Consider the following 24,766-nt stretch of genomic DNA (forward strand, 5'->3'; position numbering starts at 1 on the left):
CGCCACCCCTAGGAGTACCGGCATGGTCCAGCTTCCCACCGATTCCCGCATCGTGCGCATCGCCAGCTACCTGCTGGCGGCGCTGGCGCTGTGGGGCATCCTGATGATCCACCTGGTCTCTGCCCTGCTCGCGGGGTTGCTGGTGTACGAGGTGGTGGAGGCGCTGACCCCGCTGATCCGGCGCATCACCTCCGGGCGCGAAGGCGCGCGAACCATCGCGGTGGCGGTGGTGGCCGTGGTGGTGGTCGGTGCCATCGTGCTGATCGTGGTGGGCATCCTCGGCTTCTACCGGCACGACCTTGGCGATCCGCAGCAGCTATGGGATACCAAGCTGTCGCCCCTGCTCAACAAGGCGCACGAGCAACTGCCGGCCTTCATCACCACGAACTTGCCCGACAGCTTCGCCGACATGCGTTCGCAAGGCATGGACTGGGCGCACAAGCATTCGGGCGACCTGCAACTGGTGGGAACGACGGCGGCAAGAGTGTTCGCCCATGTGCTGATCGGCCTGGTGCTGGGCGCCATAGTGGCGATCTCGCATGGCTCGGGTGGCCGCCCTGCACGCCCGCTGGCGTTCGAACTGTCGACGCGGGTGCGTCGCCTGGCCGAAGCCTTCCACAACATCATCTTCGCGCAGCTGAAGATCTCGGCGATCAATACGACGCTGGCGGCCCTGTTCCTGCTGGTAGTGCTGCCGCTGCTGGGCGCCGATGTCCCGCTGGCAAAGACGCTGGTGATCATCACCTTCGTGGTGGGCCTGCTGCCCGTGGTCGGCAACCTGATTTCCAACACCCTCATCACCGTGGCCGCGCTGTCGGTATCGCTGTGGGTGGGCGTGGCAGCGCTGGGTTTCCTGGTGGTGGTGCACAAGCTGGAATACTTCCTCAATGCCCGCATCGTGGGCGGCCAGATCCGCGCACGCACCTGGGAGCTGCTGGTGGCCATGCTGGTATTTGAGGCCGCTTTCGGCATACCCGGCCTGGTCGCGGGCCCTATCTACTACGCCTATCTCAAAAGCGAACTGGAAGCTGAAGAGCTGGTGTAGGAGCGCGCCTGCGCGCGACCGGAGGTATCGCAACGGCCGGTCGCGCGCAGGCGCGCTCCTACAGAAGCCGGCAGCAAAAGTTATTCCAGAAGCTCGTGCAAGCTGGGCAGATCATTCATCGGACTGAGTGTCACCTCGTACTCGGTGTTATGCAGCATGAGCGGCAGGTCGCCACGAGGTCGCACGATCAGATCGTTCGGGTCCTGCATGTGCTGATAGACGTCAAAGCGTGCCTGCCCTGCCTGGATACTTTTACCATAAGCGTCGCGTAGCCTGATCCGTAAGGCATAGGAAGGCACGTTATGTGACACGGGATCGCCCATCGTGCCGCGCAGGGTAATGCCCTGATGCGTAGCGGACACCATGTCCGACTCCATGCGCAGATAGGTGGAGGGCCGGCCGCCGAATGTCCGGATATGCACGAGATGCCCTTCCGAACGCCACGGTGTGTAAACCAGCTCAGGCACCTCTGCGTCCGCGAGGACACGATAGCCCGGCGGCGCTGGAACGGGCTCCGAAGGCAGGCGGGGAGGGCGAACGTTCGCAGCACGATTCATGGCCATGTCGAGGCGTTGCTGGTGTTCCATGGGCAGGATCCGGACATGAGCAGGATTGCCCAGGCGATCGCGCAGGTCGGTGAGCGCCGCCTCACGTTGGACGGGATTGGGGAAGGCATCTTCCAGCTCGGCGATGAGGCGCTGAAAGTAGCGAGCGCCCTGGCCTTGCACGGCACGATGTCTTCTGGGCGGATATGAGGCAGGACGAGGCCTGTCACCTCCGCCAAGCAGGCCAGTCCGGTGATGTGTCCAGCGATTGGTACCGATTCGCTGGATGGGAGGGCCATAAGCCGTGGGAGCGGCATCCGGGCGACGCAGGCGAACGGCACCCATCTGTTCGTCATAGCGGGCGCCGTACATCAGGCCGTCATGATCGATATAGGTCTGGCCGCCTATCCGATACAGTCCGTGGCTATCCGGCTCGCCTTGCTTGCGCACGCGGGTAGCGAGGAACCTGGGCTCGAAGGGCCCCGGAGTGAGATCCTGCGTTCGTAGATGCACGATTCCCCATGCTTCATCGGGCATGCTCCCACCGATAGCCTTTGGCCATCTTGGCTTGCGACGAAAGGGACGAAGCAACCATGTGAACAGGTCGCGCTTGCCCCGGGAAGCGGGTTCGCCGGAACCGGTTGCGTACCATGGCGGCGTCACATGTCGAAATGGCGCGGTCAGCATCGATGGCATTGCGCTATCCCCGATCAGCGCAGACTGCGAAAGCGCGGCGAGGGCCTCATCGAAGTGAGCGTCGAGCACGTCACCCTTGATTTCACGCTGCAGGGAAGCCTGCTGCCCGAAGTCACCCGGAAGCTGCGGAACGCGTGCTGCGAGGTAATCGTGGAACATGGGGTGGTGAAGGAACCGGTTCGTGGCATCCTGCCAGTCGTCGAATTCGCGAAAGTGCTTGCCGTCAGGCGCATCCGGTGTGTACAGCACCACGGTCGGAACACTTTGCGGCTGCCGCACGCCGATGGCGATCAGGCCCTCCACGGGAATGCCCGCAAGAAGAACCTGGCTGGCGACAATCTCGTGTCCCTCCACCTTGGCACGCCCGGCAGGCGCCGGTGAATCGAGAACCGCCTTGACCCATTGATATCCACGCTGGGAATGGTCGTCTCGAAAGGTGGCAGGCTCGTGCGAAAGGACATAACCGAGCCGTGCGTCTTCGGCCCTGATCCGCATCAAGGCATGGCTCAAACCGGTCGTCAACTGCTTGCGCAACTCGCCGGCGCGACCGGAACGCAGGCTCTCCAGATAGGCATCGTATAGCGCGATGGCGGGCTGCTGTTCATTGCGCTGCAGAGCGAATGCCAATGCATCTACGGGAGGTGCGATGCCATGATCGGCAAGGATGCCAGCCGCTGCGCGATGCGCGGAACGATAGGCCAGCGCAGCGGCAATCCAGTCCTGTCGCATCGGGGCAGGCACGGCTGCCAGACGATCTTCCTGGTGGGCAAGATAGAGGCGCTCGTCACGGGTGGCGAGCATGGCATCGATGTCGATCACGGCATCCAGTTCCAGGGCATCGCGCATCTGGTCGATGATGGCGAAACCGGGTGACGCGTCAGGCGACATGACCTGCGACTGGAACCAGGCTTGCCGAAACTTTTCCTTCTGCAGGTCAACGATTCGCTTGGCCATGGCTTGCCACGGTGAGCCTTCCACGGAGCGAAGTCCTGCCGAGAATCGCTGCATGGCAAGAGCGGATTGCATGCGATCCATGGCCGGAAGGTCGGATCGTCGCGTCAGTGCGTGACGCATGCGGTGCTCCAGTTCGCGGTAGTAAGCATCGAGGTTTCCGATGACCTTCCAGCCACCATCCAGGGTCAGCACGATGGCCTGGTCGGGTTGGTTGTCGTTCTGCAAGACCAGCGTGCCCGCGAGCGGCGCGCCGTTGACCAGCAGCTCACTAGCGTGCAGCCCTGCGGGAATCTGCTCAGGATTGGCAGCCAGTGCTTGCGCAGCAGTGGCCGCCGTGTCATCCAGGCTGCCGTCCCGGGCCATCAGGGCCGCGATGTCGCGGGCCAGCCCAGCCAGCTGCCAGGCCAATGCCTGTTGGCGTGGCATGGGATCGCGATCAGCCTCAAGGCGGACGGAATCGATCCAGTAGGCTTCGAATGCCGTAAGGAAGGCGTCGACATCCCGCTGTGACGCGATGTCGTCGGGTGATGGCATCAATGCCTGCTGGGTAGCGATCCAGCCTTGCCTGGATGCCATGCGTGCGACGGCATCGATGCCTTCCTGCTGCGTAGAGAGCATCAGGGCTGGGGGCGCTTGTGGTGGCGTGGTATCCATGACACGTCCTTTGTGTGGGAGGTGTGGGATTTTCGACGCTCCAAGTAGTCGCTTCTGTCGGTGCGTTCGGGAGAATCGCGTGTGTTTATGGCTCACCAGGTGGGCTTTTGCATCGTAGGGAGGGCTCGTCTTCCGGCCTCTCCCGACGTGATGGCGTGCTTTTGTAGGAGCGCGCCTGCGCGCGACCGGTTAGCGCGAACAACATCATCGTTTCGATTCATCCGGTCGCGCGCAAGCACGCTCCTACAAGGGAGCGTCACCCTGCGGGCTTTCCCACCGGACCCCTTCCGCTACGGGCGATCCGCCGGGCGCGAGGCCGGAAAGCGAACCGTCCCTACGGGGCGAGACACAACCCCGGACGCCCTCAGTACGTCACGGTCACCGTAATCGTGTCGCTATAGTTTCCCGCCTGCACGGCAGGCTGTGTCCGGACGAAGCCATACACCGTCAACGTCTGCTGCGCTCCGGATCCCGTGCCGCCCGCCGTGTCGGTGTTGAGCGTATTGCCCCATCGCTGCGTCCCCAGGTTATCGGTGTACAAATCGTAGAGGACGTACCCCGTACCGGACGACATGCGTCGCTGTCCGCTCAATGCATTTATTCCGTTGTCCAGGCCCACCTGAAAGGCTGCGCGATTGGTGCAGGTGACGCGCACCAGCGTCGTCGCATTGCTGGTGGTGTTCAGCAGGCCCGACACATTGCCGAACTGCATGTTGGTGGCGGTGCCGAGCGTGCACTTGGCGGCCACCGATGCCGATACGTTTATCTGCGGCATCGTGGCCTGGAGAGGGCCGCCGGAACCTCCCGCCGTGCAACTGGACGGGAAGGTGCCCAGGCTCAGCAATACCTCGTTATAGCTATAGGTCAGCTGGTTGTTCGCGGCAGCAAGCGTGGCGGCGTACGCGCCGGGCGAGAGGTTGGATTGTGACGCAGGTACGCGACCATAGATCGTCGTACTTCCGTTCACTATGGCGCCATTGCTCAGCAGGCCGATCTGCAGGTTGAACGAACCGGGGGTATAGCTTCCGCTGAGGCGGGAGCCCCAGACCACCGTTCGGCCTGCATCCTGGAACAGTCCGTACTGCATGCGATCGCCGCTCGGGTCGATCATCGTGCGTGGCGAGAAATTGCCGAGATCGTCAGGCCCGATGCTGCCGCACAGAGTGACGAAGCTGCCGAACAGCGCACCCAGCGCGCCCGTGTATGTGCAGCTGTAGTTGAGCGTGGCCGTCGTATCCACGAAGGTGCCGGTCGGGTCGACCGGTCCGAACGCCACGCCCGTGATGCTGGTGACACTGCACGTCGTGGTGGCATCCGCTCGCGGAGCCACGCACAGGGCCGCCAGCAACAGGGCGATCACGGCAAGCCATTTCATGGCGTATCGCTCCGGCAGGTGAAGGGGCCCAGCTGTGGCAGGTCCGTTGCCTTGTCCGGATAGGTGAAGCTGACGCTGCATGGCGGCCCTTCGGGAGGCTGGACGTGGATCGTGGTGTCGCCCGCCTGCAAGCGGTCGAGGTAGACCATGCCGTCGAAGCCGATGATGGCCGGCTCGCCACCGTCGCCGGTATCCACGGTACCGCCCACCTTCAGCGGCTTGCCTGCGCCATCGACGAGCAGGATCGTCGCCGCTCGCACATACTTCACCGGAAAGCGGACCAGTACGCCCGATCGATCCGATGGTGCGACGACCGCATCGACGCGCTGGATACGCGCGTCCGCAGGCAGATCGAGGGGATCGATACCCAGGTGATTGTCCTGCCAGGCGTTGAGGCGGGCGACCAGCAGTGTGCCGCGGCTGTCGGTCTGTCCGATGGCGCGGTTTTCGAGCGTGACAGGTACATCCGGTGTGCCGTCGGTACTCACCAGGGCGAAGGCGTCGTCGATGCGGCGGGATGCATAGGCATGACCACCCATCAGCACCACGGCGCCGACGGCATCGGCATACGTATACGTCGAAGGCCCGAGGTTGTTCGCACCCACGGTCAGCTGACCGCGATCGCCAAGCCAGCCGGCTTCGGCCAGGCCGCCGCTGTTTTCTCCGCTGCGTCCCTGGACATGCCAGCCAAAGCCGCCGTCGCCGTCGATGGGGCGGCTGACGTCGGCGATGGCGAAGGTCTGGTTGTGGTCCCTCTGTCCGGACAGGCTGGCGGTGAGGCCATCGTCCAGCGAGATGGTGACGCCCACGAAGAGGCTGCGGTCGCTGCCGCTGTCGAGATTCTGGTTGTAGTTGAGGTTCACCGAGATGCCGCGGCCGAGCGTCCGCATGGCGAACAATCCGCCATAACGGGAGTTGGGCTGCCCGGGGTAACGAAGCCGCACGTAGTTCACGCCGAAGTTCGACTCGTGCACCGTGAAGCCCACGAGGGCGCGCTCGGACACGCGCGGAGGTGGCGAGCCGTAACTGGATGCCACGTCGCGGTAGCTGCTGTTGCTGCGCAGGCTGTCCACGGCAACGTTCATGAACTTGCCCACCCACGTATAGCCCAGCCCATACTGCATGCCGCCACCACGCGAACCGGCGAGCGAGCCATTGAAGATGCTTGCGCCGAACGGGTTCCACAGCCCGCCCACGCCCCCGCTGGTACGTCCGTCGCCCGCCTCGGCATGTCCTTCCAGCGTGAACTGGTCGGTGATGCCGTGCCGCCACGTGCCGCTGCCGATCAGCGCGCTGCCATACGAGAACGATGACGTGCCGTAGTTTTCGCGTACCTTGCCGAGATCGACCGACCAGTCATCGATGCCCTGCCGCAACAACTGCCTCGCCGCATAGAACGGAAAGGTGACCGTGCTCGTCCTGCCCAGCGCGTCGGTGAGCACGACCTGGGCCTGGCCGGCCTGGTCGATGCCGGGCGTCGCCGTCAGCTGAAACGGCCCCGCCGGCACGCGGCCACTGTACTGGCGGATACCATCCACATACAGATCGACCGATGAAGGAGCCGTGGCTTCGCCGAAGAACTGCGGCAGGGGCGTGGTGATGCGATAAGGCTGCTGCGAGAAGTCCGTGCCAAGCGATATGCCGCCGATACGCGTTGCGCGCGACCACGACGTATAGCCGGTGAAGTTGTCTCCCACGGTCAGCGCAAGCGAGTGCTGCGGGAATGACAGCCGCCATTGCGTATCCAGACGTACCGTCTGGCTTTGCCAGCCCTCTCCCTGCAACTGGTAGCGTCGGGCCAGCGCGGTGGAGCTGAGCACGCCCAGTCCGTCGCTGAATCCGCGCAGTTCCGTGAAGGCGCTGACGTTGCCGAGCCCTCCGCCGCGCGAGGCATATACGTCGTAGTTGAGAAGTACGCCGGTGCCGCTGGTGGGCGGTGTCGAGGCACGCTCCACGGTATTGAGCACCTGGCGTTGCAGGTGGAGCTGGTCGAGCGGGGCCTCGATATGGATGACCTGTTCGCTGGCATCGTAGGTGTACGTAACGCCTTTGAGATCGCGCAGGCAACGCAGCTCGTCGCTGGCAGGCAGCTTGAAACCGATGGCCAGCAGATCCGCGTTCTGCACGCAGAGGGTGTCGTCGCGCATGATGAAATGCACGAGACGTTCGGTGCTCGTGCCATTGAGGGTGACCTCCAGGTAGAGGTCTTCCCCGGCCAGGCGTTCGCGGGTGGTCACCGTCGGCGGAGGAATCGCGTCGGCGGGACCATGGTTTTCGACGGCGTGCACGACAGCAGCATCGAACGCCAGGAGGCTAGCGGCCGCCCGCGCCAGTGACCAGGGTCGATTCGACCGGTTCACTGTTCACCCTTGCTTTCAGCACCCCGGTGGCTGGTGGCGTTTCCTTCGGTGTCGGCCAGCTCATGGTGCTTCCGGGCAGCGCATAGCCGACCAGGCCGCGCACCAGCGTGGTTCGCTTGCCACTGGCGTCCGTGAAGGACAGTTCCGCGATCTGCGCATGGCCATTGCCATCGTTGCGAATCCGGACCATGGGCCCGGAGGGCGTCGTGATCCATTCGGTATGCAGCGTCGCCTTGACTGCAGGATCGCCCTTTGGCGCGAGAAAGACCGGTACGGAATAGCGCAGCACGAAGTTCAGTCCGTCGTGCTTGCCGTTGGGCAATTCGTCCACGATGACGCGATAGGCCGTTTCCGCGCCGTCGGGCGGCGCGCCCGTACGTATGACGCGCACCATCTGCTTGCCGCCCGGTGCGATGGTCACCATGGGCGGGCTGGCCAGCAGGTCGCGTGACGCGTCGTACATGTCCTGGCCATCCTGCTGTATCCAGCGGAAGACGCGGACTTGCGCGTGAAGGATTTCGCTGCCGGTGTTGGTGAGCCATAGCGCATCCGCAGGTGTGCCGGCAGCCAGGCGAAGGCCGATGGGCGACACCTGCAATCCGCTGGCCCACGTGGTGGGTGCAGGCAGGATCGCGGCGGCCAGCAGCCCGGCCAACCCCATCCGGGAAAAGCACCGAAACACCGTCAGTACGTGATCGTGGCGGTGATGGTGTCGGTATACGAGCCGGTGGCGAAGTTCGTGCTTGGCACGTTGCCGTAGACAGGTATCGGGACGCTCAGCCCGGTACCGATGCCGGAGTACACATTGCCGCCGGTACCGGTGGTGCTGCCCCATACCGTGCTCGGACTGATGACGGCGGTCTGATACAGCTGATAGGGCACCAGCGTCGTTCCGTTCTTCATGGCGCGATTGTTGACGTTGGTACCGTTCAGGCCGTTATCCAGTGCAATGGTAAAGGGTGCCAGCGGCGTGCAATTGACGTTCAGGGCGCCCTGGTTGGGCACGTTGGTGGCGGTGGACGGTTGCGTACCGAAATTCACGTTGGTGGGCGCGGTAGTGGTGATGTTGCACGCCGATGTAATGGTGATCAGTACGTTGAACGTATTGGTGGCGGTGGCGGCAAAGGCGCCAGGCGTGGCAACGACGGCGAGCACGGTAGCGCTGGCGGCGATGAGTGAGCGGATGCGGATCATGATGGCTCTCCTTCTTCCCTCGAAACGTGGGTCGCAGTCAGTACGTGATGGTGGCCGTGACGGTGTCGCTGTAGGAACCGGTGGCAAAGTTCGTGCTGGGCACATTTCCGTACACCGGAATGGGCACGCTCAGGCCGGTGCCAATTCCCGAGTACACGTTGCCGCCGGTGCCCGTGGTGCTGCCCCACACGGTGGTCGGGCTGATGACGGCGGTCTGGTACAACTGGTACGGAACCAGCGTGGCTCCGTTGTTCATGGCGCGGGTGTTGACGTTGGTTCCGTTCAGTCCGTTGTCCAGCGCAATGGTGAACGGTGCCAGCGGCGTGCAGTTGACGTTAAGTGCGCCCTGGTTCGGCACATTGGTAGCCGTGGACGGTTGCGTGCCGAAGTTCACGTTGGTCGGCGCCGTGGTGGTGATGTTGCATGCCGAGGTGATCGTGATCAGCACGTTGAACGTATTGGTACCGGTGGCGGCGTAGGTGTCCCCTGTCGCCATGGCGGCAAGCACGACGGCGCTGGTAGTGGCGAACAGACGGAGGCGGATCATGGTGACTCTCCTGCTCAAAGCCTCGTGCGTTGGAGCGCGTCATGCGGTAACTGTGTCCGTCGAGGACAGCATTGACGAAGGACGATGTGCGCGTGTGTGAAAATTCGGATGCACTGCCGTATTCGCCTAGCGATGCCGAATTAGCCTGTTGGCAGGTCATGTAAAGGGTGCTTGACACGGTGAGGGGAAGGGCTCAGGATGCGTGTCAAGCGTGCTTGACACGCTCCATGCCACTGGGGAGGGGCTTCACCATGTCGTACCGCATCATCTTCCGTCTCGCCGCGCTCGCGATGGCTGCCTGCGCCGCGTCCACCCTGCACGCCGCCACGGCGCCTTCCGTTGCTGCACCCTTCGAGGTGGGCACGCTCAAGGTCGAACAGCATGGTCATGGTGGTCGCACCATCATCCTGGTGCCCGGACTGGCCGGTGGCCCCTGGGTATGGAAAGACACCATCGCCGACCTGTCCCGCCATAACACGGTATACGCCGTAACCCTGGCCGGTTTCGACGGCATGCCGGCACCCAGCGCCGACGGCAACTGGATGGATCGCGCCGACGCCTCGCTCGCGCAGCTCATTCAGGAGAAACACCTGGGCAAGCCGTTACTGGTCGGCCATAGCCTCGGGGCCACTCTTTCGCTGCGATTCGCAGGTCGCCATCCGGATCTCACCGGCGGCGTGGTCGCCGTGGATGGCCTGCCGGTGTTCCCGGGCATGGAGCGCGTCAGTCCTGAGCAACGCACGGCGATTGCCGCGGGCATGCGGGCTCAGTTCGAATCGGCCACGCCGGACGTCTTCAAGGCACAGCAGCTCCAGTACATGCAGAAGATCGGGACGCTCGATCCGAAGATTGCCGAAAAGGTGGCGCCGCTTAACGGGCGCAGCGACCAGAAGGCGGTGGCTCGCTACGCGGCGGAAGATGCCGGCGCCGATTACCGTGATGACCTCAAGAGCGCCACGGCACCCATCCTGGAAATCGCCCCTTACAGCGAGGCAGACGCCGCGCAGGGTCCGGTGAAGCTCACCGAAGCGCAGAAAGTGGCCTATTACCAGTCGCTGCTGGCAAACGCCCCGAATGCGAAGGTCATCGCCATCGCACCGTCACGCCACTACGTGATGCTCGACCAGCCCAAGGCCTTCGAAAAGGCGCTCAACGACTTCATCGAGGCCCACTGACATGACGATGCGTGCCGTCCACAAGCGTTACCTGCGGGAATTCATTCCGGCGATGCTGGGCTACATGCTGCTGATCTTCCTGTCGGTGAGCTGGCTGAAGACCCTCGAAGGCACGGCGATACGTGCAGTGGTCACGTTACTGCCTGCGATTCCCGTTGCCTTCGTCATTCGTGCCATGGTTCGGGTCATTCGTGACCAGGATGAGTTCGAGCGACGGATCGATCTCGAAGCCATTGCCATCGGCGGTGGCATCGGTGCCTTCGGGTACTTCTCGTACGGCATGCTGCTGAACGCACAGGTGCTGCCGCTGCCGAAACCCGAGGCCGTGGCGATCTGGGTACTGCCCGTACTGTTCGGCTGCTTCGGCATCGTGAAGTGCGTGCTCGGTCTGTACTATCGCCTGCGATGAACAACCGCGTCCGTGAATTGCGAACCGCCCTGGGCTGGTCCCAGGCGGACCTGGGTGAAAAGCTCGATGTCTCCCGGCAGACGGTGAATGCCGTGGAGACAGGAAAATACGATCCCAGCCTACCCCTGGCCTTCAAGATCGCGAAGCTTTTCACGCTACCCATCGAATCCATCTTCACGCCGGAGGACTGACGGCATGAAACGCGCTCCACGGATCGCCATCGTCATCGCGATCCTCGCCGCCGCCTTCGGCCTGCGGCAGACCCTGCATCACGGACAGCACCCGCCCTCGAACGCGCCGGCCGCAACACATGCCGCGGTGCCTCGTGTCTGGAAACTTGGCTCGCTGGAACTGAAACCCTGCGAACTGCCACAACCCCATTCGGGGCTGTCCACGGCAGCGTGGTGTGCGCCGTTTGAAGCGCCCGAAGACCGTGAGCACCCGGAAGGACGCAAGATTCCGCTGCGCCTTGCCGTGCTGCGCAGCTCGGCCCAGGTACCCGCCGACGACATGGTGGTGTTCCTTGCCGGCGGCCCCGGACAGTCGGCGGTGGAAAGCTATCCGCAGATAGCTCCTGCCTTGCAGGGCCTGCTCGCCCATCGCAACATTCTGCTGCTCGACCAGCGCGGCACCGGTGAATCGCATCCGCTGAGTTGTCGCGACGAGCCGGGTGGCGCCGATGATTCGCATCTGCTCCAGGCCGATGCCATCCGTCATGACACGCAACGCTGCCTCGACCAGCTGTCGAAAGACGCGGACGTGCGTTTCTACACCACCACGGATGCCGTGGCCGACCTGGAAGACGTGCGCCAGGCCCTGGGTTCGCCGCGTTTCGACATCCTCGGCGTGTCCTACGGAACCCGTGTGGCGCAGCAGTATGCGATGCGTCATCCGCAGTCGGTACGTACTCTGGCGCTCGATGGCATCGCGCCGAACTCGCTGGTGCTGGGCGAGGAATTCGCGGTGAATCTCGATGCCGCGCTCAAGGCACAGTTCGCTCGATGCCATGCGGATGCGGCCTGTGAGAAACGCTTTGGCGACCCGTACCAGACGCTTTACCAGCTGCGCGATGCACTGCGCGCCAACCCGCACAAGGTAAGCTTCCGCGACCCGCAGAACTACGCATCGGTGCAGCGGGTACTCAGCGATTACGCACTGGCCACGGTGGTGCGCATGTTCGCCTATTCGCCGGAAACGGCGGCGTTGCTTCCGCTCTCGCTCGATGCGGCGGCTCACGGTGACGTCGGTCCCTTGCTGGGACAGGCCAAGCTGCTGACGGGCGATCTGGGCGACACGATGGACGGCGGCATGCAGTATTCGGTCATCTGTTCCGAGGATGCCGACGACCTGCATTCGCGGCCGCAGGATCGCGAGCTGATCCTGGGCGACAACATGATCGAGGCCTTTCACGCGGCCTGTTCCGTCTGGCCCCATGGCAAGCGCCCGGCGGATTTCCGCCAGCCGCTGAAGAGCGACGTGCCCGCCTTGCTGATGTCCGGCGAGTTCGATCCGGTCACGCCGCCGCGTTATGGCGACGATGTGCTGAAGGGCCTGCCCAATGGCCGCCACGTTGTACTGAAAGGGCAGGGCCATAACGTCGTGATGCGCGGCTGCATGCCACGACTTTACGTCGATTTCGTGGACAAGGGCGATGCGAAGTCGCTCGATACCTCCTGTCTCGACCGCCTCTCCCCGCTGCCCGTCTTCGTGGGCTTCAACGGAGCCACGCCATGATCGAAGTACGCAATCTGCACAAGGCTTTCGGTGAGGTCCGCGCCGTGAATGGCGTGAGTTTCACGGCCCGCGACGGTGAGATCACCGGCCTGCTTGGCCCGAACGGTGCTGGCAAGACCACGACACTGCGCATGCTCTATACGCTGATGAAACCGGACAGCGGCGAAGTGCTGGTCGATGGGCGCGAGGTGTGGAGCGATCCCGTGGCCGCGCGCCGTCAGCTCGGCGTGCTTCCCGATGCCCGTGGCCTCTACAAGCGGCTGACGGCGGCGGAAAACATCGACTACTTCGGCCGCCTGCATGGCATGTCCTGGCAGGACATCGCGCGCCGCCGGGAAGCGCTGGTCGAAGCGCTGGACATGCATGACATTGCCAGGCGGCGCACGGAGGGCTTCTCGCAGGGCCAGCGGGTAAAGACAGCCATTGCGCGTGCTCTTGTCCATGATCCACGCAACGTACTGCTGGACGAACCCACCAATGGCCTCGATGTGATGGCAACCCGGGCCATGCGCCGCTTCATGCGGCAGCTGAAGGACGAGGGGCGTTGCGTGCTGTTTTCCAGTCACATCATGCAGGAGGTCGCCGCGCTGTGCGATCGCATCGTGGTGATTGCCCATGGGCGTGTCGTTGCCGATGAGTCGCCGGCGGCGCTGCTCGAGCAGACCGGGCAGGCCAATCTGGAAGATGCTTTCGTCAGCCTGATCGGTACCGATGAAGGGCTTGCTGCATGAGGGCCTTCACTGCGGTCTACTGGAAAGAAGTGCGCGAGAACCTGCGTGATCGCCGTACGCTTATCAACGCGCTGCTGACGGGTCCGCTTCTGGGGCCAGTGATGTTCATCATGCTGATGAACGTCATGGTGAATCGCGAACTGGACAAAGCGGATCGGCCCATCGATGTGCCGGTGATCGGTGCGGAGCTGGCGCCGAACCTCATCCGTGCGCTGAAAGGGGCAGGTATCGATGCGACACCTGCGGTAAGCGATCCGGAGGACGCGGTGCGTGACCAGCGCGCTGACGTGGTGCTGCGCATTGCGCCTAGCTATGCCGATGCCTGGAGCAAGGGGCAGGCCGTGCAGGTGGAGCTGATCTACGATTCCTCGCGACGCGATGCGTCCACGCCGGTATCGCGCGTTCGTAACGTGATCGAATCGTACGGCAAGCGCGAAGGCGCCATGCGACTCATTGCCCGCGGCCTGTCGCCGACGACGGCATGGCCGGTGCAGGTGGCCGACCGTGACCAGGCCAGCTCGCAGTCGCGCTCGGCGTTGATGTTCTCGTTCCTGCCGTATTTCTTCGTGCTCACCGTGTTCCTCGGCGGCATGTATCTCGCCATCGACCTGACGGCGGGCGAGCGCGAGCGGCAGTCGCTGGAGCCGTTGTTCGTCAATCCGGTAGCGCGCTGGACGATCCTGGCCGGCAAGCTGGCAGCGATCTGCACGTTCTCGCTGGTGAGCCTGTTGCTGAGCGTGTCGGCATTTTCCACGGCGCCGTTGTTCATACCCGTGGATAAGCTGGGGATTGCGCTCGACATGGGCTTTGCCTTCGGTGGGCAGGTGGTGCTGTTGATGCTGCCGCTGATCCTGCTGCTGGCCGGTCTGCAATCGATGGTCTCGGCGATGGCCAAGAGCTACCGTGAGGCGCAGACGTATCTTTCGGTGCTGATGATCATCCCGATCCTGCCCAGTGCCTTGCTGTCGGTGATTCCGCTGAGGCCCGAGGCCTGGATGTACGCGGTGCCGTTGCTGGGGCAGAACCTTGCCATCGTGAAGCTGCTGCGCGGCGATGGCGTGACCGCGAACGAGATAGGGCTGATGCTGGCCGGTGGCTTTGCAGCAGCCATCCTGGCGGTGATCGGTGCGGCGTGGATGTATCGCTCCGAGCGACTGGCGATCTCCGGCTGATCCCGGTCGCGCGCAAGCACGCTCCTACACGAAACCCATGTAGGAGCGCGCCCCGCGCGCGACCGTTCAGGCCGTACCCCACCCCCCACCCATCTGTAGGAGCGCGCCTCGCGCGCGACCGGTCCAGGCCGTACCCCAGCCACCGCTCCATCTGTAGGAGCGCGCCTAGCGCGCGACCGTTCAGGCGATCACCCAACCCCTACCGCCACCGCACATCCACTCCCACCAGAAACGTCCTCCCCGGCGCCGGCTCGTAATACCGCCCGTTCGCATCGTTGACGATCACCGACCCGATCACATGCCGGTCCGCCAGATTGTCGACACGCGCGAACGTATTCACCCGCCACGGCCCCTGGTCGAATACGTACCCGCCGGACACCCCGAACAACGCATACCCCGGGGCCGATTCCGTCCCCAGGTCGTTCACCGACGTCGCCCCCATGGCATTCATGTCGATCCCCGCCTGCCAGCCCTTGTCGCGCCCATACTTCAACGCCGCATAACCTATGGATCGCGGCACACCGGGAATGCGCGTGCCCGCTGCCACAGGCGCCTGCACGCACGGCGTCGCGATACAGGTCATGAACGCGGACCGGAACGTCGCCTGCAAACGCGTATACGACGCGAGCAGGTGCAGGTCCTTCGCCAACTCCCCGTCGAAGGACGCCTCGATCCCCTGTCGCCGAGACTGCGCGATGTTCTGGTAGGTGGTGCGCCCTCCCTGGTTCGTGGCCACGGCCAGCTCGTTATCGCTGTCGGCCCGGAACAGGGCCACGCCGGCATGAATGCGATTGGAGGGTTGCAGCTTGACGCCCACCTCCATGTTCTTCGACCGCGAAGGTTTCAGGTTGAACGCCAGCCCGGCACCGCCATCGGCGCGATAGCCGATCTCCGAGAACGTAGGCGTTTCAAAGCCTCGCCCCCAGTTGGCATAAAGATGCGCCCACGATGCGGCTCGCCACAACGCACCGAAGACGGGTGTGGTAGCCGAATACTTCACGCCGCCGCTGTCATCCGGGTTCCCCGGCGTGACATACCGATCGTCCGAGCGAAAGCGCACATTGCTGTGCCGCACGCCGCCCATCAAGGTCCAGTTATCCGCCACGCGCCATGTCGCCTGTGCGTATTGGTCGAAATCGAACACGCGATCAATCTCGTCACGGCGCTTACGACCGCGCACGCCGAGTTCGTCGCCGATGAAGTTTTCGTAGCCCTGGCGATGCTGATGCTGGTTGTCGTAAGCGACGCCGGCGGCGATCTCGAACGGACGCCCAGCAAGCGTGTCATGCCAGGTCCAACGTACATCGCCACCGCCGTACTGGTTCGACAGGTCCACCACGCCACCGGAATTGCCTGCATTTCGCGGACCGGTCTGCGACGTCACAGGGATGGACAGATATTGCGTGACACTTCGTTGCCCGTAGTAACCCATCACCCGCAGGCTGTTCGCCGCATCGATACGTTGCTCGTAGATCAGGCCGGCCTGCTGCTGGTCGGCCGATTTGCGGGTGTCGTAGCTATCAGCCACGGCGGCCACCTGACGCGGATTGGCCTTGTACTGCGCACGCGTGAGGCCCAGTGGATCCTGCGCGCCCGGAATGTCCACGGCATTGAGCACGAGGGTGAGCTTGCGGTCGTCGTCGATGGCCCAGCCGATCTTCGCGTTGCCGGATTCGCGCCGGGCTGCGCTGTGGTCGCGGTAGCCGCTGGTGCGGAAGTGACTCACGTCCACGTTGTAATCCAGGGGGCCTTCCACGCCACGCGCATTGGCCGAGACGCGCAGATTGCCATTGCTGCCACCCGCCACGCCGAAACGCAGTTCGGGTGGTTCGGTGCCATCGGCAGTGAACAGCTGGATCACCCCTCCGGAGGCATTGCCGTAAAGCGCGGAAAACGGACCGCGCAACACCTCCACACGCTCGGCGGAATCAAGGTTGAAGTGCGTCACCTGCCCCTGGCCATCCGGCATGGTCGCGGGGATGCCGTCGGTATAGAGGCGGATACCGCGGATGCCGAAGGTGGAACGGGCGCCGAAGCCGCGGATGGATATCTGGGTATCCTGCGCGTAGTTCTGCCGGTCGCGGGCGGTGACGCCGGGGATCGATTGCAGCCGTTCGGACAGGTTCACATCCAGCGTCCCATCGGGTGGCGTGGCAACGCTGTCGATGGCGGCGGGAATGTCATACGGCGATTGCGCGGTACGGGTGGCAGTGACCACCACGGGAGCGAGGCGCGGCGCCTCCTGGGCCGAGGCCGTACCGGCGAGGGCCAGGGCGGCGATAAGGGGGCGGTGACGTGGAACGGGCATGCGACGGGTCTTCCCTGAAGATCGCCCTATGATGCCCGCCCCGACGTAGACATACCGTCCACCCCGTCACTGTAGGAGCGCGCCTGCGCGCGACCGGCTGTCGCGAATAGCTTCATCGTTTCGATTTCACCGGTCGCGCGCAGGCGCGCTCCTACAGGGGGTGCGTGGGTCGCGGCCGGGTACCGTTTCGTCGCAAACGGTTGAGGGTGGTGGGGGCGCCCATGCTAGCCTTTCCGTCCATTCTCCCAACCCATCGGTAGCGCCATGAAGACATTCATCATTGCCAGCGTGATCGGCCTCGCCGTGTCCTGTAGTGCCGAAGCCTTCCAGGCCGACCAGCCCGCCCAGGCCACGCCGCCCGCCAGCGCGGGACAGGTTTCCGCCTCCCAGCTCGACAAGGCCATCGCCGGCAGCTGGCGCTCGCCGCAGAACAAGGCGCGCGACGTCTATCGTCACCCGAAGGAGATGCTTACCTTCTTCGGCGTGCGCCCGGACATGACCGTGATCGAGATCTGGCCGTCGGGCGGCTGGTTCACCGAAATCCTCGGCCCCTTCCTCAACGCCAACGGCCACTACATCGGTGCCGTGCCGACCGGTTCGAAGAGCAAGGCGGCGCTGGAGAAGAAATTCTCGTTCGGCCCGCAGCAGTACTCGAACGCAAAGCTGCTTGAGTTCGACAACAAGACGCCGAACCTTGGTCCCGATGGCTCGGCCGACATGGTGCTGACCTTCCGCAACGTGCATAACTGGGCGGCCGACGGCAGCGCCGAGACGATGTTCAAATCGTTCTACAAGGTGCTCAAGCCTGGTGGCGTCCTGGGCGTGGAAGACCATCGCGCCGACAAGGGCAAGACCCTCGACCAGGTGGTCAACACCGGTTACCTGCCGACGGAGTACGTGATCAAGCTCGCTACCGATGCCGGCTTCAAGCTGGACGGGCAGAGCGAGATCAACGCCAACCCGAAGGATAACCACGATCATCCCAAGGGTGTATGGACACTGCCTCCGGTGCTCGAACTGGGCGCGCAGGACAAGGCGAAATACGAGGCCATCGGCGAGTCCGATCGCATGACGCTGCGTTTCGTGAAGCCCGCGAAGTAAGTGCTGGTCGCGCTCAACAAACCCTTCGGGGTGCTCTGCCAGTTCACCGACGAAGCCGGCCGGCGCACGCTGGCCGACTTCGTGCCGTACAAGGGCGTGTATGCGGCAGGGCGGCTCGATCACGACAGTGAAGGCCTGTTGCTGCTTACCGACGATGGTCGCCTGCAGCATCGGCTGGCCGATCCGAAGCACAAGCAGCCGAAGACATACCTGGTGCAGGTGGAGGGCGTGCCCACCGAAGAGGCTATCGAGCGTCTTCGGCGTGGCGTAGCGCTCAACGACGGGCCCACATTGCCAGCAGGTGTCGAGGCGGTGGCCGAGCCGGAGTGGCTGTGGCCACGTGATCCGCCGGTACGCTATCGCAAAACGGTACCGGATTCGTGGCTGCGCATCGTGCTGCGCGAGGGACGTAACCGTCAGGTGCGGCGGATGACGGCGGCAGTAGGGTTTCCCACGCTGCGGCTGGTACGCGAGGCGGTAGGCGGGTATCGGCTGGACGGGCTCGGTGTAGGGGAGACGCGACTCTTGCGATAGCCCCTGTAGGAGCGCGCCTCGCGCGCGACCGGTCATAGCGAAACCATCAATCCTTTAGCTAGCCCTGCTACCAAAGAAGTGGGAGCACCGCTACGTTGTAGGAGCGTGCTTGCGCGCGACCGGTTGAATCGAAACGATGATGATGCTCGCGATAACCGGTCGCGCGCGAGGCGCGCTCCTACAAGGGTTCGGTAGCCCAAAGGTTTTTCCACATGGCCACCTTGAGATCGGTAGAGGCGGCGGGGCGTGGTTACCACTCTGCTACGGTGCCATCCGCATGTCGCCACAGGGGATTACGCCAGTCTCCGGCGTCACGGCTGCGCTCGATCACCAGTTCCTCGTTCACGTCGATACCGAGGCCCGGGCCAGTGAACGGCATGGCATAGCCTTCGGCGTCGAGCTTCAGCGCTTCCTTGTTGCGCACGTAATCGAGCACCTCGCCACCCTTGTTGTAGTGGATGCCCATGCTCTGTTCCTGCAGCGTGGCATTCCAGCTCACGAAGTCCAGGTGCAGGCACGAGGCCAGGGCGATGGGGCCCAGCGGGCAGTGCGGTGCCACCGCTACGTCGTAGGCTTCCGCCATCGCGGCGATCTTCACGCACTCGGTGATGCCGCCGGCATGTGAGAGGTCGGGCTGCAGGATCGAGATGCCGCCACGCTCCAGCACGTGCTTGAATTCGAAGCGCGAATACATGCGCTCGCCCGCTGCCAGCGGAATCGAAGTGAGCTCCGCGATGCGCGGGTAGTACTCGGCCTGTTCGGCCAGCACCGGCTCTTCAATGAACAGCGGACGATACGGCTCCAGCTCGCGGACCAGCACCTTCGCCATCGGCGCCGACACGCGGCCGTGGAAATCCAGGCCGAACTCGACATCGGTGCCGAACGCCTCGCGAATCTCCGCCACGCGCGACACGGCGGCATCCACGGCCTTGCTCGTGGCGATGATCGCCATCTCTTCGCAGCCGTTGAGCTTGAAGGTGTCGAAACCGTGCGTCATGCGCTCCTTGATCTGGGCGATGACATCCGCGGGACGGTCACCGCCGACCCAGCAGTATGTCTTCATGCGGTCACGCACGCGGCCACCCAGCAGCTCGTATACCGGCGCGTTGAGCACCTTGCCCTTGATGTCCCACAGGGCCTGGTCGATGCCGGCGATGGCGCTCATGAACACGGCGCCGCCACGGTAGAACCCGCCACGGTACATGGCCTGCCAGAGGTCGTTGATGCGGGAGGGATCCTGGCCGATGACGAGCTCGGAGAGCTCGTGCACGGCGGCTTCCACGGTCCGCGCGCGTCCTTCGACGACGGGCTCGCCCCAGCCGACGACGCCTTCGTCGGTTTCGATCTTCAGGAACATCCAGCGGGGAGGAACGCGGTACGTGGTAATCCGGGTGACTTTCATGCTTAGACCGATCGATAGGCTTTGACGAAGGCTCGGGCGCGCTCATGGGTGCGCTCCACGGGCTGGCCCGGCTTGTAGAGGTCGCTGCCGAGACCCGCGCCGATGCATCCCGCGTCGAGGTATTGGCCGAGGTTATCAGGGGTGACACCACCTACGGCAAGCAGGGGCACGTCCGGAGGCAGCACGGCACGCAAGGCCTTCACATATCCCGGCCCGAAGGAGGATGCCGGAAACAGCTTCAGCGACTGGGCGCCGGCCGCCAGGGCCGCGAAGGCCTCGCTGGCCGTGGTGAAGCCGATGGAGGCGTACATGCCGCGCGCGCGGCCCTGTCGGATCACCGCCGGGTCGGTGTTGGGGGTAACCAGCAGGTGGCCGCCCAGGTCGGCGACCTGGTCCACGGCCTCCGGGGTGAGCACGGTGCCCGCGCCTACCAGCGCCCGCTTGCCGGCAGCCTCGACGGCAAGGGGGATGCTGCGCTGCCAGTCGGGGGAGTTGAGCGGCACCTCGATGGCGTCGAAGCCTTCGGCGATGAGGGCTTCGACATGCCCGACGACCTCGTCGGGGGTGACGCCGCGAAGGATCGCGATGAGGGGGAGCGCAGTCGGCCAGGCCATGGGGTTACTCGTGATAGAGCTGGGAGCGGCCACCGTCGATGCGGATGTCGGCGGCGTTGATGTAGCGGGCTTCGTCCGAGGCGAGGAACAACGCCGTATAGGCGATTTCCTCCGGCTCGCCGATCCGCTTGTTGGGCAGGATCTCGGTCTGCTTGCGGCGCTCGGCTTCCGGATCGGGCGCGGCGTCGAAGCCCGCCTTCGCGATGGCGGTGAGCACCAGGCCGGGCGAGATCGAGTTCACGCGGATGTTCTTAGCGGCGTATTCGATGCCCAGTGCCTTGGTCAGGCCGATGAGGCCGTGCTTGGCGACGGGGTAGGGGAAGCAGTGCGGGATGATCTTGTGGCCGTGCACCGAGGCGATATTCACGATGCTGCCGCGACCCAGCGAAAGCATGCCCGGCAGGACGGCCTTGGCGCAGTTCCAGGCGCCTTTGAGGTCCACCTCGAAGCAGCGGGTCCATTCGTCGTCGGTGAGCGACAGCGGCTCGTTGAAGACGTTGATACCGGCATTGTTCACCAGCACGTCGGGCGCGCCGAAGCGTTCGGTGGCGGCGGCCACCATGCGCTGGATGGCTTGCGGGTCGGTGACGTCGGCCTCGAACAGCATGGCCTGGTCGGTGTTGAGGTCGTGCAGGGTCTTGCGGGCCTGCGCGTTGTCTTCCAGCACGTTCAGCACCACGGCGGCGCCATGGGCGGCAAACAGCTTCGCGGTGGCGGCGCCGATGCCCTGCGTGGCGCCGGTAACGATGGCGACCTTGCCGGCAAGGCGGGGAAGCGGGGTAGTGCGCGGATCGGGCGTGCTCATGCGTTCACCTTGTGACCGTAGCGGGCTTCGGGCAGGCCGCGACCGGCAGGCGGCGTGCCGATGTAGATGGCGCCGTCGAAGGGACCGGCCTTGTCGCCCAGGCCCAGGTGGGCGGAGGTGATGACCATGCGATCCAGTCCGGGACCGGCAAAGCTCACGCAGCTGGGCTGCTTCGAGGGCAGGGCGATAGTGGCGTCCACGCGGCCGTCGGGTGCGTAGCGCACCACGCGCGAGGCCGCCCATTCGGCGTTCCACAGGAAGCCGTCGGCATCGACGGTGGAGCCGTCGGGCTCGTAGCCCGGTGTGAGCTCGGCGAAGACGCGGATGCGATCGACATCGCCCGAGGCGGCGTCGTAATCGCAGGCCATGATCTGCGCGGTGGGCGAATCAGTGAAGTACATCGTTTCACCGTCGGGGCTGAAACAGATGCTGTTGGTGATGGCGGCCTTGGGCAGGGCGAGGCGATGCAAGTGACCATCGTGCGTATAGCGCCAGAACGAAGCGACCTTTTCCGGCCCGCGCTCGTTGAGCGTGCCGAAGACAAAGTTACCGCCGCGGTCGCAGCGGCCGTCGTTGGCACGCGTACCGAGGATCTCCGGCTCGATGTCCTGGAGGATGTGCAGGCGGCCGTCACGCGTGTCGAAGCGGGCGATCTGCTTTTCCAGCGCGAGCAGCAGCACGCCGGTCTCGTGCGTGAGCGCGAAGCAGCACAGCCGGGCGGGCAGCACATGCTCGCTGACATGGCCGGTGGCCGGGTCGTAGGCGAACAGGCGCGAGGTGGCGATGTCGGTCCAGCGGACCAGGCCGGCCAGGTCGTCCCAGATCACGCCCTCGGCGTGGGCCTGGCGCTGGTCGGAGAGGGGCTTGAAGTCGGATTCGGTCATCAGCGGGCTTGCCTGCGATTCTTGAGCTGGTCCACGAGTACGGCGATCAGGAGGATCGTGCCGCGGACCAGGTACTGGTAGAAGGCGTCGATGTTCATGAGGCTCATCGCATTCTGCACAGTGCCCATGATGAGAACGCCAACGATCACGCCGCTGATCGTGGCGCGGCCGCCCATGAGGGATACGCCGCCCAGCACGCAGGCCGAGATCACGTTCAGTTCGAAGCCTTCACCCGCATTGGGCTGGCCGCTGGTCATGCGCGAGGCCAGGATGATGCCGGCCAGCGCTGCCACCACGCCCTGGATCAGGAAGATGGCGATGCGCACGCGGTCCACCGACACGCCGGCCAGGCGGGCCGCGTCGGGGTTGCCGCCGATGGCCAGGGTGTTGCGGCCGTAAATGGTCTTGTTCAGCAGCACGCCGAACACGGCGAAGCAGGCCAGGGTGACCCACACCGGTACGGGCAGGCCCAGCAGCTCGGCACTGCCGATGGTGAAGAACGCCTCGTTGGTGACGCCCACCGCCTGCCCCTGAGAGCTGATGAAGGCGAGGCCGCGCACGATTTCCATCGTGGCCAGCGTGGTGATCAGTGCGTTGATCCTGAGCTTGGCGATCACCGCACCGTTGACGAAGCCCACGAGACCACCGGCGACCAGGGCCGCGGCGACACCGATGGTGACGCTGCCCGTGGCATTGGCGACGATGGCGCAGAACACGCCGGCGAAGGCCACGGTGGAGCCCACCGAGAGATCGAAGTCACGCGAGGCCAGGCAGAACATCATGGTGCAGGAGACCATGCCGATCTGCGACACGGACAGCAGCAGGCCGACCATGTTGTCCCACGAGAAGAAGTACTGGACGCTGGCGCTCAGCACGGCGAACAGCGCAATGAAGATGAGGATGAGGCTGTAGTCGTCCACGACCTGCCAGAGCAGGGCACGGCGGCGGGCGGCCGGCGTTTCGCGGGTGGCACCGATGGCGGCGGCTTGGGAGTCGGTCATGGGATTACCTGGCGTTCGTGGCGGTGGTGCCTTCGGGGAGCGCGGCGGCGAGCACGTTGCGCTCGTTCGCTTCGCCGCGGGCGAACTGGGCAACGATGCGGCCGTGGCACATGGCGATCACCCGGTCCGAGACGCCGAGTACTTCCGGCAGCTCGCTGGAGATCATCACCACGGCCACGCCACGCGCGGCCAGCTCGTAGAGCACGTTGTAGATTTCGTTCTTGGCGCCGACGTCGATGCCACGGGTGGGCTCGTCGACGATCAGCACGCGGAGGTCTTTCTCGGCCAGCCAGCGCGAGAGCACGGCCTTTTGCTGGTTGCCGCCGGAAAGCAGGCGGATTTCCTGGCGCCGGTGCGGCGTGCGGATGCGCAGGCGTTCGATGTAGCTGTCGGCCGTCTTCGCTTCCACGCGGTCGTTCACGAACAGGCCGGCGGTAAGGTGGTTGCGTCGCGCACTGATGTTGATGTTCTCGGACACCGAACGCACGCCGATGATGCCTTCCTCCTTGCGGTCTTCCGGGCAGAAGACCAGGCCGTGGCGGATCGCATCGCGGATATGCGAGGGCTTCACCGGATGGCCGTCCACGCTCACCTCGCCGGAGAGACGGCGGTCGGCACCGTAGACGGCGCGCATCACTTCGGAGCGACCCGCACCCACGAGGCCGAAGAAGCCGACGATCTCGCCGGCCCGCACCTCGAAGCTCACCGGGCGCTGCACGATACGGCTGGTGACGTCCTGCACGGCCAGGCGTACGTCACCGTGCTCGCGGGGCTTGTAGCCCCAGATGTCGCCGATGTCGCGGCCCACCATGCGCTGCACGAGGGTGTCGCGGGTCACGCCTTCCAATGTGTCGAAATCGGCCACCTTGCGGCCGTCGCGGAAGATCGTGGCGGCATCGCACAGCTCGAAGATTTCATCGAGGCGATGCGAGATGTAGATCATCGCCTTGCCCTGTGCACGCAGGTCGCGTACCAGGCGGAACAACACCTCGGTTTCGCGGTGCGACAGTGAGCTGGTGGGCTCGTCGAGCGCAAGGATGGTGGCGTCGCGCAGGATCGCCTTCACGATCTCCACCATCTGCCGCTGGCCGATGGACAGCTGGCGCAGCTTCGCTCGCGGGTCGAGGTCCACGCCCAGTGCATCGAGGCGTTCGCGTGTCCAGGCCAGTGCGCGGCGGCGGTCCACGAGGCCGAAGCGCGTGGGCAGGCGACCGAGCAGCAGGTTTTCCATCACCGACAGCTCGGGTACGTACTGGAGTTCCTGGTGGATCACGGCCACGCCCGCACCGATGGCATCGGCGGCGCTGCGGAATGCCTGCACGTCGCCGTCGATCGCCACGGCGCCCTCGTCGGGAATGTATTCCCCGCCGAGGATCTTCATCATCGTGGACTTGCCGGCACCATTTTCGCCGAGCAGGCCATGCACGCTGCCGGCGCGCACGGCAAAGCTCACATCGGAGAGCGCGCGTACGCCGGGAAAGCTCTTCCCGATATGACGGAATTCCAGGCGCGGCGCGCTCCCCATG

The 24,766-nt window shown here is 64.6% G+C and carries 22 protein-coding genes; 9 read left to right on the forward strand and 13 right to left on the reverse strand.

Going from position 1 to position 24,766, the window contains the following annotated elements; all coding sequences use genetic code 11:
* Nucleotides 1–22 precede the first annotated feature (22 nt).
* On the forward strand, nucleotides 23–1,045 hold the full coding sequence (locus tag HBF25_RS02585; protein WP_166946243.1) for an AI-2E family transporter: 1,023 nt from the start codon (nucleotides 23–25) through the stop codon (nucleotides 1,043–1,045).
* A gap of 80 nt (nucleotides 1,046–1,125) precedes the next feature.
* Here HBF25_RS02585 and HBF25_RS02590 read toward each other — a convergent pair whose 3' ends face one another.
* From HBF25_RS02590 to HBF25_RS02615, 6 genes are all read right to left on the reverse strand, one after another.
* Nucleotides 1,126–3,894, reverse strand: coding sequence for a DUF6543 domain-containing protein (locus tag HBF25_RS02590; protein WP_166946245.1), 2,769 nt, complete (start codon nucleotides 3,892–3,894; stop codon nucleotides 1,126–1,128).
* Between the two features lie 364 nt (nucleotides 3,895–4,258).
* Nucleotides 4,259–5,269, reverse strand: coding sequence for a Csu type fimbrial protein (locus HBF25_RS02595; protein WP_166946246.1), 1,011 nt, complete (start codon nucleotides 5,267–5,269; stop codon nucleotides 4,259–4,261).
* Nucleotides 5,266–7,557, reverse strand: coding sequence for a fimbria/pilus outer membrane usher protein (locus tag HBF25_RS02600; protein WP_166946247.1), 2,292 nt, complete (start codon nucleotides 7,555–7,557; stop codon nucleotides 5,266–5,268). Before HBF25_RS02600 ends, HBF25_RS02595 begins: the two co-directional genes overlap by 4 nt.
* 25 nt (nucleotides 7,558–7,582) lie before the next feature.
* Complete coding sequence (locus tag HBF25_RS02605) at nucleotides 7,583–8,284, reverse strand: fimbrial biogenesis chaperone (protein ID WP_166946249.1); 702 nt, start codon at nucleotides 8,282–8,284, stop codon at nucleotides 7,583–7,585.
* A gap of 29 nt (nucleotides 8,285–8,313) precedes the next feature.
* A complete protein-coding gene (locus tag HBF25_RS02610; protein ID WP_166946250.1) occupies nucleotides 8,314–8,823 on the reverse strand; it encodes a Csu type fimbrial protein in 510 nt (169 codons plus the stop codon).
* 37 nt (nucleotides 8,824–8,860) lie between these two features.
* Nucleotides 8,861–9,370 carry a Csu type fimbrial protein gene (locus HBF25_RS02615; RefSeq protein ID WP_166946252.1) on the reverse strand — a complete coding sequence of 170 codons (510 nt, stop codon included), beginning with the start codon at nucleotides 9,368–9,370 and terminating at the stop codon, nucleotides 8,861–8,863.
* Nucleotides 9,371–9,621: 251 nt separating this feature from the next.
* On the opposite strand from HBF25_RS02615, the gene HBF25_RS02620 reads away from it, so the two are divergent.
* From HBF25_RS02620 to HBF25_RS02645, 6 genes are read left to right on the forward strand one after another with little or no spacing between them, the layout of a single operon-like run.
* A complete protein-coding gene (locus tag HBF25_RS02620) occupies nucleotides 9,622–10,545 on the forward strand; it encodes an alpha/beta fold hydrolase (RefSeq protein WP_243852968.1) in 924 nt (307 codons plus the stop codon).
* A gap of 1 nt (nucleotide 10,546) precedes the next feature.
* Nucleotides 10,547–10,954: a hypothetical protein gene (locus HBF25_RS02625; RefSeq protein WP_166946253.1), complete on the forward strand. Its 408-nt coding sequence runs from the start codon at nucleotides 10,547–10,549 to the stop codon at nucleotides 10,952–10,954.
* Entirely contained in the window at nucleotides 10,951–11,145 is a 195-nt protein-coding gene (locus HBF25_RS02630) for a helix-turn-helix transcriptional regulator (RefSeq protein WP_166946255.1), read from the forward strand. The genes HBF25_RS02625 and HBF25_RS02630 overlap by 4 nt, the downstream gene beginning before the upstream one ends.
* Nucleotides 11,146–11,149: 4 nt before the next feature.
* Nucleotides 11,150–12,688 (forward strand): alpha/beta fold hydrolase, encoded by a 1,539-nt coding sequence (locus HBF25_RS02635; protein WP_166946256.1) that lies wholly within the window; start codon nucleotides 11,150–11,152, stop codon nucleotides 12,686–12,688.
* Complete coding sequence (locus tag HBF25_RS02640) at nucleotides 12,685–13,419, forward strand: ABC transporter ATP-binding protein (RefSeq protein ID WP_166946257.1); 735 nt, start codon at nucleotides 12,685–12,687, stop codon at nucleotides 13,417–13,419. Before HBF25_RS02635 ends, HBF25_RS02640 begins: the two co-directional genes overlap by 4 nt.
* Complete coding sequence (locus HBF25_RS02645; RefSeq protein WP_166946259.1) at nucleotides 13,416–14,591, forward strand: ABC transporter permease; 1,176 nt, start codon at nucleotides 13,416–13,418, stop codon at nucleotides 14,589–14,591. Before HBF25_RS02640 ends, HBF25_RS02645 begins: the two co-directional genes overlap by 4 nt.
* Nucleotides 14,592–14,790: 199 nt before the next feature.
* On the opposite strand, the gene HBF25_RS02650 is transcribed toward HBF25_RS02645, so the two are convergent.
* Nucleotides 14,791–16,899: a TonB-dependent receptor family protein gene (locus HBF25_RS02650; protein WP_166946261.1), complete on the reverse strand. Its 2,109-nt coding sequence runs from the start codon at nucleotides 16,897–16,899 to the stop codon at nucleotides 14,791–14,793.
* 264 nt (nucleotides 16,900–17,163) lie between these two features.
* Here HBF25_RS02650 and HBF25_RS02655 point away from each other — a divergent pair, with 264 nt between their 5' ends.
* Together HBF25_RS02655 and HBF25_RS02660 are read left to right on the forward strand one after the other, a co-directional pair.
* Entirely contained in the window at nucleotides 17,164–18,000 is an 837-nt protein-coding gene (locus HBF25_RS02655) for a class I SAM-dependent methyltransferase (protein WP_166946263.1), read from the forward strand.
* Complete coding sequence (locus HBF25_RS02660) at nucleotides 18,001–18,534, forward strand: pseudouridine synthase (protein ID WP_166946265.1); 534 nt, start codon at nucleotides 18,001–18,003, stop codon at nucleotides 18,532–18,534.
* Between the two features lie 250 nt (nucleotides 18,535–18,784).
* On the opposite strand, the gene dgoD is transcribed toward HBF25_RS02660, so the two are convergent.
* Genes dgoD through araG form a run of 6 tightly spaced genes read right to left on the reverse strand, consistent with a single transcriptional unit; the run spans nucleotide 18,785 to nucleotide 24,765 of the window.
* Nucleotides 18,785–19,936, reverse strand: a complete 1,152-nt coding sequence (gene dgoD, locus HBF25_RS02665; protein ID WP_166946267.1) for a galactonate dehydratase — start codon at nucleotides 19,934–19,936, stop codon at nucleotides 18,785–18,787.
* Nucleotides 19,937–19,938: 2 nt separating this feature from the next.
* Complete coding sequence (locus HBF25_RS02670) at nucleotides 19,939–20,565, reverse strand: 2-dehydro-3-deoxy-6-phosphogalactonate aldolase (protein ID WP_343203644.1); 627 nt, start codon at nucleotides 20,563–20,565, stop codon at nucleotides 19,939–19,941.
* Nucleotides 20,555–21,355: an SDR family oxidoreductase gene (locus HBF25_RS02675; RefSeq protein ID WP_166946271.1), complete on the reverse strand. Its 801-nt coding sequence runs from the start codon at nucleotides 21,353–21,355 to the stop codon at nucleotides 20,555–20,557. The genes HBF25_RS02670 and HBF25_RS02675 overlap by 11 nt, the downstream gene beginning before the upstream one ends.
* The gene (locus HBF25_RS02680) at nucleotides 21,352–22,239 is read right to left on the reverse strand and encodes an SMP-30/gluconolactonase/LRE family protein (RefSeq protein WP_166946273.1); all 888 of its coding nucleotides are present in this window, start codon (nucleotides 22,237–22,239) and stop codon (nucleotides 21,352–21,354) included. Before HBF25_RS02680 ends, HBF25_RS02675 begins: the two co-directional genes overlap by 4 nt.
* Nucleotides 22,239–23,240, reverse strand: coding sequence for an L-arabinose ABC transporter permease AraH (araH, locus tag HBF25_RS02685; RefSeq protein ID WP_166946275.1), 1,002 nt, complete (start codon nucleotides 23,238–23,240; stop codon nucleotides 22,239–22,241). The genes HBF25_RS02680 and araH overlap by 1 nt, the downstream gene beginning before the upstream one ends.
* Before the next feature lie 4 nt (nucleotides 23,241–23,244).
* Complete coding sequence (gene araG / locus HBF25_RS02690; RefSeq protein WP_166946455.1) at nucleotides 23,245–24,765, reverse strand: L-arabinose ABC transporter ATP-binding protein AraG; 1,521 nt, start codon at nucleotides 24,763–24,765, stop codon at nucleotides 23,245–23,247.
* Nucleotide 24,766: the final 1 nt, after the last annotated feature.

It is taken from the genome of Luteibacter anthropi, assembly GCF_011759365.1.
Taxonomy (GTDB): Bacteria; Pseudomonadota; Gammaproteobacteria; order Xanthomonadales; family Rhodanobacteraceae; genus Luteibacter; species Luteibacter anthropi.